The sequence below is a fragment of the Phocaeicola coprophilus DSM 18228 = JCM 13818 genome (genome assembly GCF_000157915.1).
Taxonomy (GTDB): Bacteria; Bacteroidota; Bacteroidia; order Bacteroidales; family Bacteroidaceae; genus Phocaeicola; species Phocaeicola coprophilus.
In genome coordinates, this window is the sequence record NZ_EQ973646.1 from 66918 (window position 1) to 82563 (window position 15646).

The following is a 15646-nucleotide window of genomic DNA, read 5'->3' on the forward strand; positions in this document are numbered from 1 at the left end:
GTTTAGAAATGTTTCCTTTTTGGAAAAAACATCCATCGGAGGATAGAAGCCGGAATTGTATGGCTGAAGGAATTTACTTTATCCGAGCGTTCGTCCACGTTGTTCAGCAATGGCTCAGCATCTTTTTCAGAAACGACACCACCTCCCTGCATCTGCCGGATTGTACGTTTCTCATTGCTCAATAGCATACGGATAGCTTTGTGCGTGAGAGCATGGCGGTATGCACCCGGAAAATCGGTTGCCAGTTTCTGAATAAGGGTATTCATTGTTGTAATGTTTAGACGTACCTCTTCTTTCAGTGTTTCCAGGCCTGTTTTCTGTTCGTTTGTCAGAAGATCGGAATGACTTAATTCATCCAAAAGTTTCAAATCTTCCTTTTGCAGGATGATAAAGCCTCGTCCCAAATCATGGATGATCATGATACGTTCACGAAAGTAGAAGCTTACCCATTGCCGGATAGGAGTTATTTTCTGCATGCTGTATAAAATATGAGTACGGCGGCAGAAACTGAAAATGGAGTCACGACGGCTCAGCGGATAGTTACCGTCGTGGTCATAAAGTTCATCCAAGGAGTTCATGAGCCGCCGGAAAACGGTCTGCGTAATAATTCCTGTATCGAAAATTTCGCGGCAGCATGATTTTTCACGGTCAAGTACTCTAAGTCGTATTTCTGTCAGGAAAGCATTAGGCCGGGGAGTACGTGTGGGTTCAGGAGGAACTGTGTTCATGTATTTTTCAACCTTGTTCCAGTCTGCTCCGGCAAGCGCTTCCCTTTCCTTGAGGCGGCTGAAGTATTTTTCAGATTCTTCATGGATGTGATTTTGTATCTTATAGTCAAGCAGTGTACGGGCTGATGGCACATGGATGAGGCCCAAACGATTAAGCAGCCAGCGCATGGTGGTAGCATTAATACTGAGTGTGAGAGTAACGATACCTGCCGTGAAGAAAAGAATCTGGCTGCGTATCTCTTCCGGAATGCCGGGAGTATAGGAAACCATGAGGGCAAGAGTCATACCTAAAGCTCCCCGAAGGCCTCCCCAGGTGAGGATAACTGACTCACGGCGTGACAGTCCGTATCCCATTCGTTTCATCAGCGGATAAAGGACCATAATCATCAGCAGACGGAAAAGGTTGAGTGCGATGTAGATCAGAATCAGAATTCCAAGTTGCTGCCAGGTGAAATCAACTTTTCCTGCAATGACAACTCCTACAATCAGGAAGATTAGTGTATTGGCCATATAGGTCATAAGCTCCCAGAAACGTTCCATGAAAGCATTTACCTGAGGTTTGAAGCGAGGCTTTCCGGTATAGGTAACGGTCAGTCCGAAGGCAACAAGTGCAATGACACCCGAGATCTCCAAAGTATACTGTGATAGGATAAATGTGAGATAGGCTGATAAAATAATGGCACTGTTTTGAATCATTTCTTCGGAATTGATACGGGTTATGAACCAGATAACGGCTCGGGCCATAAGAAAGCCCAGCAATGTGCTTCCGACTACTACTTGTATAAATTCAGCAAATGGAGAAGCTGTATGTGCACCGCTTGCAGTGAATGTTCCGAAGAAGAGCATAAAGCAGACGATACCTGTACCATCATTGAGCAGGGATTCGGCATCAACGAGGGTTGAGAAGCGTTTGCTGGTTTTCAGTTCGTGTAGCAGAGCTACGACAGCTACCGGGTCTGTTGCACTGATCAATGCTCCGAACATAAGAGCGAAGGTCCAGTTCCATTCTTCAAGCCCGGGAATGACCTGTCCCATCCCTACAATGAACGCTCCGGTAAGTAACATGCAAATGATCAGTCCGGGAACAGCCAGCAAGGCTGCGTTGGCAAGGGTTTTGCGAAAGATGTGAAGGTTGAGTTCATAGGCTGCATCAAAAATCAGTACAGGCAGAAATACGTAAAGGATAAAGTCTGGATTGATATCCGTTACCGTATTGACAGCTTCTGTCAGGTGAGGAGAAAAGCTGAATCCGCCTGTGCGATTGATGAGGCCCACAACTAAACCGATGATGAATAATCCCACGGTATAGGGAAAGCGGCTGTGTTTGAGGGCCGATTTTAAAACGGCTCCAATGATTAATCCGCCAATTCCCAGTAGCAGTGGGGTGAGTAGTGTAAATTCTTCCATAGCAAATTGAATTAAATGGTTAATCGGAAACAATTAATTATTTTTCGCCAGACCAGTTACGGGCAATGCGTTTGGCTTCGGCACGGTCTGGTTTGCCGGTACCCGTTAGCGGGAGTTCCGGGACAGGAATAACCTGACGCGGTTGCCAATATCGGGGCAAATGGCTTATGGCTTCTGTTAACTGAGCGAACTCTTCTGGCTGGAGTTGCTGCCCGCCTGATGTTTGAATCAGTATGACGATACGTTCTCCCAGTTTGGGATCAGGTACAGAGGTAATCGCGAAAGGCAGTTCAGTCAGCGGTTTCAGCTGTGCTTCAATTTCCTCAGTCTGTACTTTTACTCCACCTGTGTTGATGGTATTGTCCCTACGTCCCAAGATACGGAATTGTCCCCGGTCATTAAATTCAGCAAGGTCATTGGTAACCAGGGAAAGCGGACAAACCTGCGGGGCATCGATCGTCAGAGTTCCTTCAGGTGAAAGACTGATTTGTACATCGTTGAAAGGTGTATACCAATCGGTCGCTTCAGGTCCGTTCAGGCGGCGCAAGGCTATGTGGGAAAGTGTTTCAGTCATACCATACGTACTCCATACAGCATGAGGAAAATCACGCAGCTCTTCTCCTAATGTCCGGTCTATGGCCCCTCCTCCTATAATAAGATGACGTGTCTGTCGCAATAACTCTTTGTCACGTGGGTTCTGAATGGAAGTATAAACCTGCAGGGGAACCATTGCGGCGAAATCCGGAGCTGTTTCCAGATACTGGAGCGGGCGGCTGCAGGGAGCAACGGGCAGGAGATTCAGGTCTGCAACGAGAGAACGGACTACAACCATCTTTCCGGCAATGTATTGCAAGGGCATGCAGAGCAATGCTGTATCTTTGGGTTGCAAATCCAGAAAGTTAACGGTAAGGCGTGCGCTTTCCATCATGCGTCGTTTCTCCACCCATAATTCTTTCGGTGTGCCGGTAGAACCTGAAGTATGAACTTTCACTGTGTCCGTTTCGTTGAACCACTCAGCGAGAAAGTCAGCCAGAGAAGATTTGAATCCACTTTTGTCCTCGCTGAATAAATGTTGTAGTCGGCTGGGACCGCCGTCTGATGCCAGCCTTGCATCAGCGGCAGTAAAAGTGATTCCTTCAATATGGATTTCCTGACGGGAAATATCTGTCTGTATCTTAGTCATGGTGTGTTAACGAATTGATGATTTCAGAAAGAGTTTCACATGAAGTCCCATTGTCCGTTCCCGGTAAACAGGTGAAGTTCGGTTCAGGTTCTTCAGAGCGGAACCACAGGCAGTCTCCTTCAATACAGAGCGGGCTAGGGGCATTGTCAGTAAAGAGTAATCCCGTTCCTAACCCTTGGGGAAGCTTTGTATGGAGGGTCGCACACCATTGGGCTATTGCGTTGAGTCCGATGTTGGATTCAAGAGCAGAAGTGATCCACCATCCGATACCCCGTTCTTCGGCTAAGGCTATCCATTCTTCGGAACCGGAAATACCTCCGTGCAGTGAAGGTTTGAGAATAATGTAGCGGGGATGAATCGTATCAAGCAAAGCTATTTTATCCTCACGACGGTTAATTCCGATCAGTTCCTCATCGAGAGCAATAGGAATAGGAGATTCATTACAGAGTTGTGCCATCTCTTGCCATTGTCCTGCCCGTATAGGCTGTTCAATCGAGTGCAGATCCATTTGCGATAAGAGTTCCAGTTTGTGTGGTGCTTCGCCGGGAGTAAACGCTCCGTTGGCATCTACACGCAGTTCGATCTGTTCTGCTGGGAAATGATTACGGATGCGAGCCAATAATTCCAGTTCGCGATTGAAGTCGATGGCTCCGATCTTGAGTTTGATGCAACGGAATCCTTGTGTGATTTTTTCATGGATACGTTGTTTCATTTCTTCAAAGGTACCCATCCAGACAAGACCATTGATGGGAATACCTTCTTCACCGCGGGAAAAGGTTGAATCCCATAGACGGATTGTACCTGTTTGAAGGTGCCGAAGAGCTGTTTCCAGACCAAAGAGCATGGACGGATAAGGCAGAAAATCATTCCTGCAGAGTTTACCGCTATGCTCTACCTCCTGACAAAATTGGATCAGACGTTCTGTATAATCAGGTAAGGCGTCACAGCTCAGGTCCGGTAAGGGAGCACATTCCCCCAGTCCTATACGTCCGGTGGTATTGTCACGTATTAGGATATACCAGACATTACGGGTTGTATACACTCCGCGTGAAGTTCCTGCAGGCTGTCGGAAATGTAGAGTTCGTGGAATGATACGTATGTTCAGAGGGTTCATATTTGAATGATTTATAATGAATAGTTCGGAGGGGAATCCTTAGAGAATATTGAAAAATTCCTTGACATTTTTTCAATATTCTCCAGGCTGTCCTCCTGAGTCTTTAAGGAAGGAACGGGAATTTATCCCATTCGGGTTTCCGTTTTTCAAGGAAAGCTTTTCCGCCTTCCTGTGCTTCGTCAGTCATATAATAAAGCATGGTAGCATCGCCAGCCAGTTCCTGGATACCAGCCTGACCGTCAAGCTCGGCATTAAGTCCGGCTTTAATCATACGCAGGGCCAGCGGGCTGTGCTGCATCATGGTTTTAGCCCATTCTACAACTTCGTCTTCAAGGCGATCAGCAGGAACTACTTTATTGACCAGTCCCATATCAAGAGCTTCCTGTGCGGAATACTGCCGGCAGAGGAACCAGATTTCGCGGGCTTTCTTCTGTCCGACGATACGTGCCAGGTAAGAGGATCCGAATCCGGCATCGAAACTTCCGACACGGGGACCTGTTTGTCCGAAAATTGCGTTTTCGGAAGCAATGCTAAGATCGCATACCACGTGGAGTACGTGTCCTCCTCCGATGGCATATCCGTTGACCATAGCGATGACAGGTTTGGGCAGGGAGCGTATCTGTTTCTGCACGTCAAGAATGTTGAGTCGGGGAACTCCGTCACCTCCGACATATCCACCGCGTCCTTTTACGTGCATGTCACCTCCGGAACAAAAGGCTTTGTCACCGGCTCCTGTGAGAACTACTACACGGATTTCGGGAGTTTCCCGACACACTAGCAGCGCGTTGCTGATTTCCTGTGCAGTGAGAGGGGTGAAGGCGTTGCGATAACGGGGACGGTTGATCGTGATACGGGCAATTCCTTCATAAAAATCAAAGAGGATGTCCTGATAGGTACGGATCGGTTTCCATTGTCTTTCTGTGGTCATATTGAGTTCGTTTTTAGAGTTGTTTGAGATTATGATAATAAGTCTTGAGAAGTTCTACGTCACTGTCCTTGTCTGTAAATACTTCCATTAATTGGGGGTGTGCCGACAGAGAAGGAGCAACAAAAGCAGGGATAGCCTCCTGAAGTTCCGCCTCATTATGAACTGCCGTATAGTCGAATCCCCGGTCTTCTGCCCAGGCTTTGGCCGTAGTCGTATGAGTAGCTGTGACGTAACGTTTGGCATCTCCTTGCAGTTCCAGTCCCGGCAAGGCATGGAAGATCTCTCCTCCACTGTTATTGAGCAACAGAATGCGGATATTGCTTCCATAATTTACATTCCATAAGGCATTCATGTCATAGAAGAAACTAAGATCACCGATGATCAGGAAATTCAGCTGGGGCGACGCGGCAGCATACCCCAAAGCAGTAGACATGGATCCTTCAATTCCGTTGGTACCCCGGTTGGCCAGTACTTCAACATTTTCCGGTAATTTAAAAAGCTGGGCATATCTTACAGCCGAACTGTTGGCCAGGTGAAGGGTACATGGAGTTGGCAGATGCTCCAGCAGGCATCCTATGGCTCCTTGTTCGGAGTAGGCAAAACTTGCCGAAGGAACAGCTTTGGAGCGTGTTTCCCAACTACGCGGATATTCGGGGGCGCTTCCTTCCATCTGGGGAGCGATCTTTTCCCAGAATTCAAAGGGGTCCATTTCAATGACAGTGGTAAGTGATCCGAAAAGGTCGGCTACACTTCCGTCGGGGCTGATATGCCAGTGTTCTACCGGCGGATGGCGGCGCAGGAAATTCTTCAGTCGCTTGGAAATGATATGTCCGCCATAGGTGATGAGTAATTCCGGTTTCATATCTTCCTGTGCCTTATTGTCCATGGTGCAGAGCAAAGGATCAATGTTCCGTATCGCCCATCCGGGCAGAGTCCGGTTGGCTGTATGTTCGCAGAACCAGACGAAGTGCCGGGAAAGTATCCGGGCACACGTACGGTCAAAGAGATAGATGAGATTCATCTGTCCGGCTACGGCCATACGGCGACGATAGCGATTGAGGCGTTCTATTAATGGAGAATAATCTTTGTCATAGGGATTGAGTCCGCAATAGCGTACGATTTTCCGGACAGCCGGCAGCTCGTTGACGGGAAGTTTGAAGAAAGGTTCACTGACGGGAACATTGATATGCACCGGACCTTTGCCATGATGATTGAGTTCGAGCAGGGCTTCGTTGATCAGGCGATTGCAGAACCATTCGTCTTCAGGAGTGGCTATTTCAGGAAGATCTACCGATTTTTTTACGAGTGAACCGAACACACCGGGCTGGGGAAGAGTCTGTCCGTCCATTTGTCCAATCCAGGCCCGTGGTCTGTCTGCTGAGATAATCACAAGCGGCACTTGTTGATAGAATGCTTCGGCTACAGCTGGATGGAGATTGAGCAGAGCTGTTCCCGAAGTACAGCATACAGCAGCAGGTGCTCCTCCGTGAAGAGAAAGTCCCATGGCGAAAAATCCGGCACTGCGTTCGTCTGTAATGGGATAACAGGTGATTTCAGGCATATTGGCCAGTGTCTGTACGATAGGAATGTTCCGGCTTCCGGGACAGACTACCACTTTATGTATGCCGTGTTCCCGTAAAAGAGTGACCAGCTGAAGAATGTTTTGTTTGTCTGTATACATAATCTATTTTCTAGGGTTTGGGGTAAGGGTATTTTTGATGGTAGCCATCTTGTGTAAAGTCTCGTTCCATTCCAGCTCCGGATCGGAAGAAGGAAGAAGTCCTCCGCCGGCATAAAGAACTGCAGAATGGGGAGTAAGCTGCATGCAGCGGAGATTCACGAACAGGTTCGTATCTCCGTCGGGATCTGTCCAGCCGATCACTCCGGCATAATAGCTGCGGTCGTAGCCTTCGTTGGCAGTGATAAAATCGTATGCTTCTTGCTTGGGCAGTCCGCACACGGCCGGAGTCGGATGAAGGGCCTCAAGCAGGTTTCCTATATTTTCTGGATTGTCAATTTGGAATTTGAAATCCGTCTTAAGGTGCAGCAGGCGTCCGGCACGGGCAGTATAAGGACCCTGTTCTTCGGATTGTGTACCGAATCTGGAAATCACTTCCCGGATGTATTCTGTTACGAGAGCCTGTTCTTTCCGGTTCTTTTCACTCCATGTCACATTCTCTTCTCCTTCAATAAGTGGTACTGTTCCCGCCAGTGCTACGGTATGCCATTGGCGTCCGTTTCCACTGAGAATAATTTCCGGAGTGCTTCCCATCCATGTACCAGTGAAGGGAGTGCTATGGAGAGATATCATCATGCGCGGATATTCCTTGCAGGCACGGATGAAAGCATCCATGACAGAAAAATCCCGAGGGAGCGGATAAGTCGCAGAGCGCGAAAGGACAAGTTTACGGAATTGTCCCTGACGCAAAGGAGTGATGAAGCGTCCGAAAGCTTCTTCGTATGCTTTTTTGAGAATTGGTTCAGATGATTCAACAGATTCATTGCCACAGGAAATGATGCCTGGTTTCAACTCGGGATGACATTGCAGTACTTCATGGATCTGATCCCATCCTTTAGCAATAAGATCGGGACGGATCAGAACAGCCGGAGTTGAAGAAGTCAGACGAAAGGGAGCGATCACAAATCCTTTTCTTCCATTAAGCTCTTGTAAGGAAGTCAGAATCTGCGGTTCACCCTGTAGTTGGGCAATAAGAATGGGACTGTCAGTATATGGCAGACGGTATAAGGCTGTTGCTGGTTTGTTCATTGTCTTTTCTTTACGATGAGATTGACGACTCGTGCAGTTGAAATGAGCTTTCCGCTCGGCGAAGTGATGTCTACGTTCCATACGTGCAGGGTAGCTCCGCGCTGGATCAGTCTGGCGGTGGCCTTTACGAATGTACCCACAGGCATCATGCTGACATGACTGGCACTGACTTGTATGCCGCATGGCATCTGGTCAGGGCCACAAAGGGGCACGGAACCATGTCCCGCCATAATTTCGGCCAAAGCCAGAGAAGCTCCTCCGTTCAGAATGCCAAAAGGCTGACACGTCCGGTGATCTACGGGCATTGTAGCTTCGACCAGTCCCGACTGGATGGACTGAAACTCGATACCGAGATTTTCTCCCATCGAGTTTTTCAGATCAGGCAACTGGAAGTTGGTATTTTCGCTTGTCTGCATATTTTTGAGTTTGATTATTTCTGCAAATGTACATATTTTTAGCCGAAATCGGTCAGAAAGCAGGGAATATTCAAGCGAACAGACCTGACAACCTCACCGGTTTCTTTCCTTGTCGAAGCAGGAAGAAAACAACCGGAGGTTGTCAGGTCTGTATAAGAGGTTACCTGATAAATTCAGTCAGTTTGTTATTTGACAGCAATTTCAGCAAATCCCATCGGTTCGCCATCGTTTACCATACGGGTTGCTTTCAGACTGATGTAGCGGGTAATGGTCGGAGTGAAATATACCGACTGCAGAACCGGATTGTTGCGGATGTTGGAGAATTCTCCTGCTTTTACCACTTTATTGATCTGGTCGGCTGTATTACCTACTGCCAATTCGTAATTTGAAATCAGTCCTTTGTTCGGTTCGCTCTGATCCGGGAGGAAGTGGAAAGATGAAATCATTTTTTCTTCACCCAAATCGATGATCAGCTGATTGCCGTTTACAAAGCAAGTAGTCTGATTATTGCGGTCCACAGCCAATTTTGCATCATCTTCAGCCACACCTGTCAGTGTAAAGGGCAGACTTTCGATCTTTTCAGTCGGAACGTCATAAGAAATGTCTGCATTCTGTCCTGCATCATAAATACCGATGTTGTTGATACACAAAGGTCCGCGGGCATCGGTAATCCGGATACGGATACCGTCGGAAACAACGGTTTCAAAGCGGAGCAGTCGCTTGTAGCCGATGGTTGTTGTTTCTTCATTCAGGCGTACAGGAAGCCATTTACCATCTTTATCCTTGTATTCTACGGTGAATGCTTTTACACGCTGGCCCAATGGAATGTATTCCTGAAGCATCATACGGTTCATACGCTGAGGACTGCTGAAACTGAATTCGATGTCACCGGTCTTTACACTGTCTTCCGTAGCCCAGTATGTGTCGTAATCTTCATCTGTCATGGCTGAGGCTACATAGGCTCCTCCACGTTCGTTGCTGACTTTCGCTTTCATTCCGGCTACCAGATTATTCTTCAGTTCCTGCTGGATGATCTGATAATATTTTACAGCATTTGCTGAGTCAATCGGGTTGATCAATCCGTTACGGTCAACCGGGAAGTTCAGCAGAAGAGTTCCGTTATGACCCACACTCCGGTAATACAGATCAACGAGCTGTTCAGGAGTTTTCACGCGATCGTCTTCTTCCGGATGATAGAACCATCCCGGACGAATGGATACGTCACATTCGGCAGGAACCCACTGGTTGCCGTCTGCATGTCCGTATTGCAGTTCATAATGTTTGGGATATCCGGGATATACTTCTCCTTTGCGCAGGAATGACCAGTTGGTTGCTCCTGCAAATCCTCTTTCGTTTCCTACCCAGCGGCAGCCCGGTCCTCCGTCGGAGAAGATGACAGCCTGCGGCTGAATGCTGTCCAGGATTTCGTAGATGCGCGGATAATTATAATAGTTCTTGCGGTCGATTGTACGGACATCCTTTGCTCCTCCGTACCAGCCGTCACCACCATTGGCTCCGTCGAACCATACTTCGAAAACTTCTCCGTAATTGGTCAGCAGCTCCCGTAACTGTGCATAGAAGTAATCCAGATATTCCGGAGTTCCGTAATTGGCCTGATGGCGATCCCATGGTGAAAGATATACGGCAAATTTCAGACCATATTTCTTGCAGGCATCAGCCAGTTCACGTACGATATCTCCTTTACCATCTTTATAAGGAGTATGGCTGATGTTGTAGTCAGTTCCTTCGAACGGCCAGAGACAGAATCCGTCATGGTGCTTGGCTGTCAGGATAACTCCTTTCATTCCGGCTTTAACCAATGTCTGTGCCCACTGCTCACAATCCAGTCGGGCCGGATTGAAGATCTTGGGATCGGTATCGCCATATCCCCATTCCCGGTCATTGAATGTGTTCAAACCGAAATGGATGAAAGCGTAAGTTTCCATTTTCTGCCAGTCAACCTGCTTTTGTTCAGGTATAGGAAGGATAGCTTCCGGTGCTTTGACTTGTGGGGAAGAACATGCGCAGAATGCAGATGCAACAGCGCACAAGGGGATTAGTTTCGATAGTTTCATGATAAATAGATTAGAATTATTTTTGCAAATATAGAAAAAAAAGAGTTCCCTTGTTTCTCCTATCAAAAGAACTTGACGGAAACAGGGAACTCTTTCGTTAGTTAAAAGGATCTATCAATTATTCCCATCCCGGGTTTTGAGGCAACAGGTTCGGGTTACGCTGTAATTCTCCGGTCGGTATCGGATACAGATACATCTTGTCGTTCCATGTACGGCTCTTTCCTGCTTCGTATGAGCAGTCCGGGTTCGTATAGTTGGTATAGATGATAGTCTGATGGAATTCTCCGTCTTCACCCTGAACATATTTTCCGACGTAAGTCTGTACGTTGTTCAGCAGTTTTCCGGCTTTCCAGCGTTTCAGGTCACCGAAACGGAATCCTTCTCCAGCCAGCTCGATACGGCGTTCACGACGGATTTCCTGCAACAGCGGAGTCACACTGTATCCCCAGTCAGGCCAGTTGGCGTCGGTGAAACCTACTTCCATTGTCAGGTGCGGCATAGCAACACGGTCACGCAATTGATTGATGGTTTTATCCAGGTCTGCCTGAGTGATTGTTCCCAGCTCGGCTTTTGCTTCCGCATTGATCAGCAATGTTTCAGCATAGCGGTAAGCAATACCGTCAATCGTACATTTAGCTTCGATATCCTGTGAAGGATCCGGATCAAAATATTTGCGAACCCAGTATCCGGTCGGACAGTCAGCACTTACAAAGTCTGCATCGTTGGTGATATAGGTTATGCTGCCGTTTGAAGTCATCGTGTAAGGATCTTCGCTTGTCAGAATCAGCTGTTTGAAACGCAAGTCACGATCCTGTGCTTCTTCTGCCATGGTACGGTTCTGTACGTGAGCTTTTGAAGTGGCTGATGCCGGTTTACCGTCTGTATACAGGAAGCAGTCGGCAAAGTCTTTAGACCATCCGCTTTTGGCGTTACGCAGCCAGTGAGTAGCATTGTGTTCGCGCAGAGCAGATGCGTAATCTATATAAAGAATCGCTTCTTTCAGGTTACTCTTGTCTTCCATAACGAAGAGGTTGTAGTAATCTGTTCCCGGATTTCCTGTCTTATAGATTTCATAATGGTTGGAATTGATCAGCTCGTCTGTCAGGTCAGCAGCTTTCTGGAGCAATCCCTGTACGTCGGCACTGTAACCCAGTTCATCGTGGTATTTGTAGTAAGTACCTTCATTCAGGCAAACGCGTGCCAGGACGTGGCGTGCGATATCCTTGTTCAGACGGTTGTCTTCTTCGCTGCCTTTTTCCGGCAACCAGGTAATTGCGAATTCCAGGTCTTCGATGATTTTCTTGGCAACTTCGTTTCTAGCCATTTTAGGACCGTACAGTTCTTCGCTGTCCACATTCAGTTCGCTTTCCAGCCAGGGCACATCACCGAAGGTCTGAATCTTTGCAAAATATTCCAGAGCACGGAAGAAACGGATTTCAGCCACGAATGGATTGATCTCTTCTTCTGAAGCCTGAACCTGCTGGTAGTGAGTCATGAAATAGTTCAGGTTACGGATGTTCTGCCAGTTGCTCTTTGACCAGCTTCCTCCTTCAGTCGGAACTGTGTATTGTCCCCACAGGAAAGAGTTGGGGCTGAATGGAACCTGATTGTCGCTGTCTTCGTCTCCCAGGTTGGTTACTCCTCCCGGCAAGATGCCGTAGAAGGCGTTGGCATATGTTCTCAGGTCATTGACGGAGTTCCAGAATGTTCCGTCGTTGATGCTTTGTGACTCTCTGTCCAGAAAGGCATCGTTACAGCTTGTCAGTGACAAGGCTGCAGTCATGTATAGTAAATATTGAAGTTTCATAATTGTTCTTGCTAGTGATGATTTAGAATACGACATTAACACCTATAGACAATGATCTTTGCTGCGGATATTGGTACGGGTCATCCAATTCAGGATCGAATCCTTCCGGAGTATGCTTGAAAGTCAGCAGGTTTTCACCGGTGAAGTAAAGACGGCATTTTTGGATACCCCATTGCTTGGTCAGTGATACAGGCAATGTATAACCGAATGACAAAGATTTCAGACGCAGGTAGGCAGCGTTAAGCAGGTAACGTGTCTGGTTCTGTCCCAGAGCAGTACCTCCATTGAAACGTGCAACCGGCAGCCATGCATCGGTGTTGGTTTCGCTCCAGTAGTCGTTAGAGGCTGCAACCGGAACTTGCCACTGGCTTCCGTATTGCCATCTGAATGTATTCGGCAACATGATATCGCGCTTTCCTACACCCTGGAAGAAGATTCCCAGGTCAAAGCCTTTCCAGTCTGCAGAGACATTGAATCCATAACGGTAGCGGGCACGGTTGTTACCGATGATCTTCATATCGCCCGGGTTGTCTACTGTGTTTTCACCATAGTCTACCACACCGTCGCCGTTGATATCCATGAAGCGGATGTCACCAGGAACTTTGCTGATGGCGCCGTCCACCTTAGACTGATCGGGAGCGTTGTCGATTTCTTCCTGAGACTGGAACAGAGTTGATTCATAACCCCAGATTTCACCGATGGTCTGTCCTTCATAATATGAACTTGACAGAGACTTGGTTGGGTTGTCGTATTTTGTAATCTTAGCCTGAGTATCAGACAAGTTGAATCCTACGGTATAGTGCAGGCCGTTGCTCAGCTGGTCGTTCCATGTCAAAGCCAATTCCCAACCGCTGGTTCTCATGTCAGCTGCATTTTCCTGAGGTTCGGTTGCCCCCAGAATGTTCGGCAACAGCTGGCCGGGGCCTAACATACCGGTAGTGGTACGCTGGTAATAGTCGAAGGTACCTCTCAGTCGGCTTCTCAGGATAGCGAAGTCAAGACCCAGGTCCCATTGAGTAACCTTTTCCCAGGTAACGATGTTACTTACCAGTCCGCCCGGCAACACATACTGGTTCTGCTGTCCGCCCATCAGGTAACTCATCGTTCCGGTTGAGTAGTTTGACAGGTAAGCATACCATCCGTTGTCCAGTGCCTGGTTAGCCAGACTACCGTATGATGCACGGATTTTCAAATCATCAAAGAAGCTGTTGGTCGGTTCCTTGAACCATTTTTCTTCAGAGAGCTTCCATCCCAGAGAGAATGAAGGGCTGAATACTGAACGGTCGCTCTTCGGGAACTTGGATGAAAGGTCATATCGTCCGTTAACTTCCAGCAGATAACGGTCAGCGAATGTGTAGTTGACACGGAAGAATCCGCTTCGTGTAGCCCAGCTGTCGTCTGAGTTACCCACATATTTTTCGCCGGTTGCAGCATCCATTGACGGCAGATCGTTTGAAATCAGGCTGTTGCGCTGTGCATAGAAGGCGCGTGTATGTTTGGTTTCCTGGTTGAAACCGAGCATAACCTTGAAGTAATGTTTGCCCAAAGTCTTTTCATAATCACCAAACAGGTTGAAAGCGTTGTAAGTATCGTTCTGCTGGTGTTCGTAGATGTAGTTCGGGTTTGTCCATTGGAAGGTTTGCAGGAACTTTCCGTCGATACCGTATTCGTTGAATGATCTCAGGTGATTTTTGATGTGCTGAGCGTAATAGTTGAAGGTATAGTCCATGTTGATGGTCATACCTTTGACCGGAGTCAGCTTCAGGGCCATGGTGTTCCAGAAGTCATTGTTGGTAGTCTTACGTGAACCACCTTCTTCCAGTACGGCTGCGAAGTTGGTATAGTTACCTTGTCCTGACCAGTTTCCGTCCGGATGCTTAATCGGCATCAGCGGCTGGGTATCGTTACCGATCCAGGTTTCTCCGTGTGCATTATCCTGCGGAATACCATTCAGTTCCGTACGGATAAAGCTGGTTTTCATAGATACATGCAGCCAGTCATTGATATCATAGTTGATATTGTTCACCATGTTGAACTTGCGGTAATTTTCGTTACCGTAGCGCAAAAGTGAGCCCTGGTCTGTGTAACCTACTGATGTATAGTAGGTAGCTTTTTCACTACCACCGTTGATGTTGATGTTGTATTTCTGTACCGGATAGCTCTTTTTGTACATTTCTTTCATCCAGTCCGTATTACCGCAGTAAGCATATTTTCCTGCCTGGCAGTTACTGTATTGCCAGCTGTTCGGGTCGTTGGTTACGAATACCGGAGAGTTGTTGGCCGGGTCTTCGTAATAAGCCTTGATGTGATCCATTTCATCCTGGCTGAAGATGTCACGGCCGTTGGTATTCTGTCCGGCTGCGTTCATCCAGTTGGCGTACTGCATGGAGTTCATGTAGCTCGGACGGGTTGTCGGGCTGTTGAATGAAACGGAAGCGTCGAAAGAGATTTGAGTCGGCACGTTCTTGCGTCCGCTCTTGGTGGTGATCAGGATTACACCATAAGCTGCACGTGCACCATAGATAGATGCTGAAGCGGCGTCTTTCAATACAGATACGCTGGCTACGTCCTGCGGGTTGATCAGGTTCGGGTCCATCTGAACACCATCTACCAATACCAGAGGAGAACCTCCGTTAATAGAAGTTTCACCACGGACGTTGAATGAAGAGCCGGCACCCGGCTTTCCGCTGGTCGTAATGTTCAAGTTAGGAATTGTTCCCTGAAGACCCTGTCCCAGATTGACGATAGGACGGTCTGCCAGTACTTTGTCGTCTACGGCAGAAACGGCACCTGTCAAATTGGCTTTCTTTACGGTTGCGTAACCTACGACAACGACTTCGTCCAATACTTCTGTGTCTTCTTTCAGGGTAATTTTGAGCGGTTTACCATCCCATACGATTTCTTGTGCAGCGTATCCAACATAAGAAATACTGATGATATCGCCTTTTTTTACATTGGAGATGCTGAAATCTCCGTCAAGTCCGGTAATAGTTCCGTTGGTTGTTCCTTTCACGACTACGGAAGCTCCGATAATCGTTTCACCATTCTGGTCTACTACGATACCCGTACATGCGTTGTTTTGTTGTACGCTTTGTACGCCCATGGCATCTACGTGTGGTGCGGCCTGTATGAATCCGGTAGAAATACCAGACAAGAACAGCAACGCACTGACTGATTTTAGTTGCTCTTTGGTCATAGATCTAAGCTTTGTGTTGATTAAA

At 47.6% G+C, this 15646-nt stretch carries 9 protein-coding genes and 1 pseudogene; all 10 read right to left on the bottom strand.

Translation table 11 applies throughout. From position 1 onward, the window contains the following. Positions 1–2: 2 nt before the first annotated feature. The gene (locus BACCOPRO_RS12315; protein ID WP_008144130.1) at positions 3–2135 is read right to left on the bottom strand and encodes a cation:proton antiporter; all 2133 of its coding nucleotides are present in this window, start codon (positions 2133–2135) and stop codon (positions 3–5) included. A gap of 37 nt (positions 2136–2172) precedes the next feature. Then, the gene (locus BACCOPRO_RS12320; RefSeq protein ID WP_008144131.1) at positions 2173–3318 is read right to left on the bottom strand and encodes an AMP-binding protein; all 1146 of its coding nucleotides are present in this window, start codon (positions 3316–3318) and stop codon (positions 2173–2175) included. 76 nt (positions 3319–3394) lie between these two features. Beyond that, a pseudogene (locus tag BACCOPRO_RS12325) lies at positions 3395–4432 on the bottom strand (o-succinylbenzoate synthase); the annotation flags it as partial. Positions 4433–4535: 103 nt separating this feature from the next. Then, positions 4536–5360, bottom strand: a complete 825-nt coding sequence (menB, locus tag BACCOPRO_RS12330) for a 1,4-dihydroxy-2-naphthoyl-CoA synthase (protein ID WP_008144135.1) — start codon at positions 5358–5360, stop codon at positions 4536–4538. 13 nt (positions 5361–5373) lie between these two features. After that, positions 5374–7041 carry a 2-succinyl-5-enolpyruvyl-6-hydroxy-3-cyclohexene-1-carboxylic-acid synthase gene (gene menD / locus BACCOPRO_RS17860; RefSeq protein WP_008144137.1) on the bottom strand — a complete coding sequence of 556 codons (1668 nt, stop codon included), beginning with the start codon at positions 7039–7041 and terminating at the stop codon, positions 5374–5376. Between the two features lie 3 nt (positions 7042–7044). After that, positions 7045–8127 carry an isochorismate synthase gene (locus BACCOPRO_RS17865; RefSeq protein ID WP_008144138.1) on the bottom strand — a complete coding sequence of 361 codons (1083 nt, stop codon included), beginning with the start codon at positions 8125–8127 and terminating at the stop codon, positions 7045–7047. Then, positions 8124–8543, bottom strand: coding sequence for a PaaI family thioesterase (locus BACCOPRO_RS12345; RefSeq protein WP_008144140.1), 420 nt, complete (start codon positions 8541–8543; stop codon positions 8124–8126). The genes BACCOPRO_RS17865 and BACCOPRO_RS12345 overlap by 4 nt, the downstream gene beginning before the upstream one ends. A gap of 185 nt (positions 8544–8728) precedes the next feature. Beyond that, positions 8729–10618 carry an alpha-L-fucosidase gene (locus tag BACCOPRO_RS12350; RefSeq protein WP_008144142.1) on the bottom strand — a complete coding sequence of 630 codons (1890 nt, stop codon included), beginning with the start codon at positions 10616–10618 and terminating at the stop codon, positions 8729–8731. Positions 10619–10736: 118 nt separating this feature from the next. Next, positions 10737–12425 carry a RagB/SusD family nutrient uptake outer membrane protein gene (locus BACCOPRO_RS12355; protein WP_008144144.1) on the bottom strand — a complete coding sequence of 563 codons (1689 nt, stop codon included), beginning with the start codon at positions 12423–12425 and terminating at the stop codon, positions 10737–10739. 22 nt (positions 12426–12447) lie between these two features. Continuing rightward, complete coding sequence (locus BACCOPRO_RS12360) at positions 12448–15621, bottom strand: SusC/RagA family TonB-linked outer membrane protein (RefSeq protein ID WP_040311487.1); 3174 nt, start codon at positions 15619–15621, stop codon at positions 12448–12450. Between the last annotated feature and the right edge of the window lie 25 nt (positions 15622–15646).

Excerpts from the sequence above, each read along its gene's own strand:
- BACCOPRO_RS12345 (WP_008144140.1), bottom strand. The coding sequence starts at position 8,543 with ATGCAGACAAGCGAAAATACCAACTTCCAGTTGCCTGATCTGAAAAAC.
- menD (WP_008144137.1), bottom strand. The coding sequence starts at position 7,041 with ATGTATACAGACAAACAAAACATTCTTCAGCTGGTCACTCTTTTACGG.
- BACCOPRO_RS12320 (WP_008144131.1), bottom strand. The coding sequence starts at position 3,318 with ATGACTAAGATACAGACAGATATTTCCCGTCAGGAAATCCATATTGAA.
- BACCOPRO_RS12350 (WP_008144142.1), bottom strand. The coding sequence starts at position 10,618 with ATGAAACTATCGAAACTAATCCCCTTGTGCGCTGTTGCATCTGCATTC.
- BACCOPRO_RS12315 (WP_008144130.1), bottom strand. The coding sequence starts at position 2,135 with ATGGAAGAATTTACACTACTCACCCCACTGCTACTGGGAATTGGCGGA.
- BACCOPRO_RS12355 (WP_008144144.1), bottom strand. The coding sequence starts at position 12,425 with ATGAAACTTCAATATTTACTATACATGACTGCAGCCTTGTCACTGACA.
- BACCOPRO_RS12360 (WP_040311487.1), bottom strand. The coding sequence starts at position 15,621 with ATGACCAAAGAGCAACTAAAATCAGTCAGTGCGTTGCTGTTCTTGTCT.
- BACCOPRO_RS17865 (WP_008144138.1), bottom strand. The coding sequence starts at position 8,127 with ATGAACAAACCAGCAACAGCCTTATACCGTCTGCCATATACTGACAGT.
- menB (WP_008144135.1), bottom strand. The coding sequence starts at position 5,360 with ATGACCACAGAAAGACAATGGAAACCGATCCGTACCTATCAGGACATC.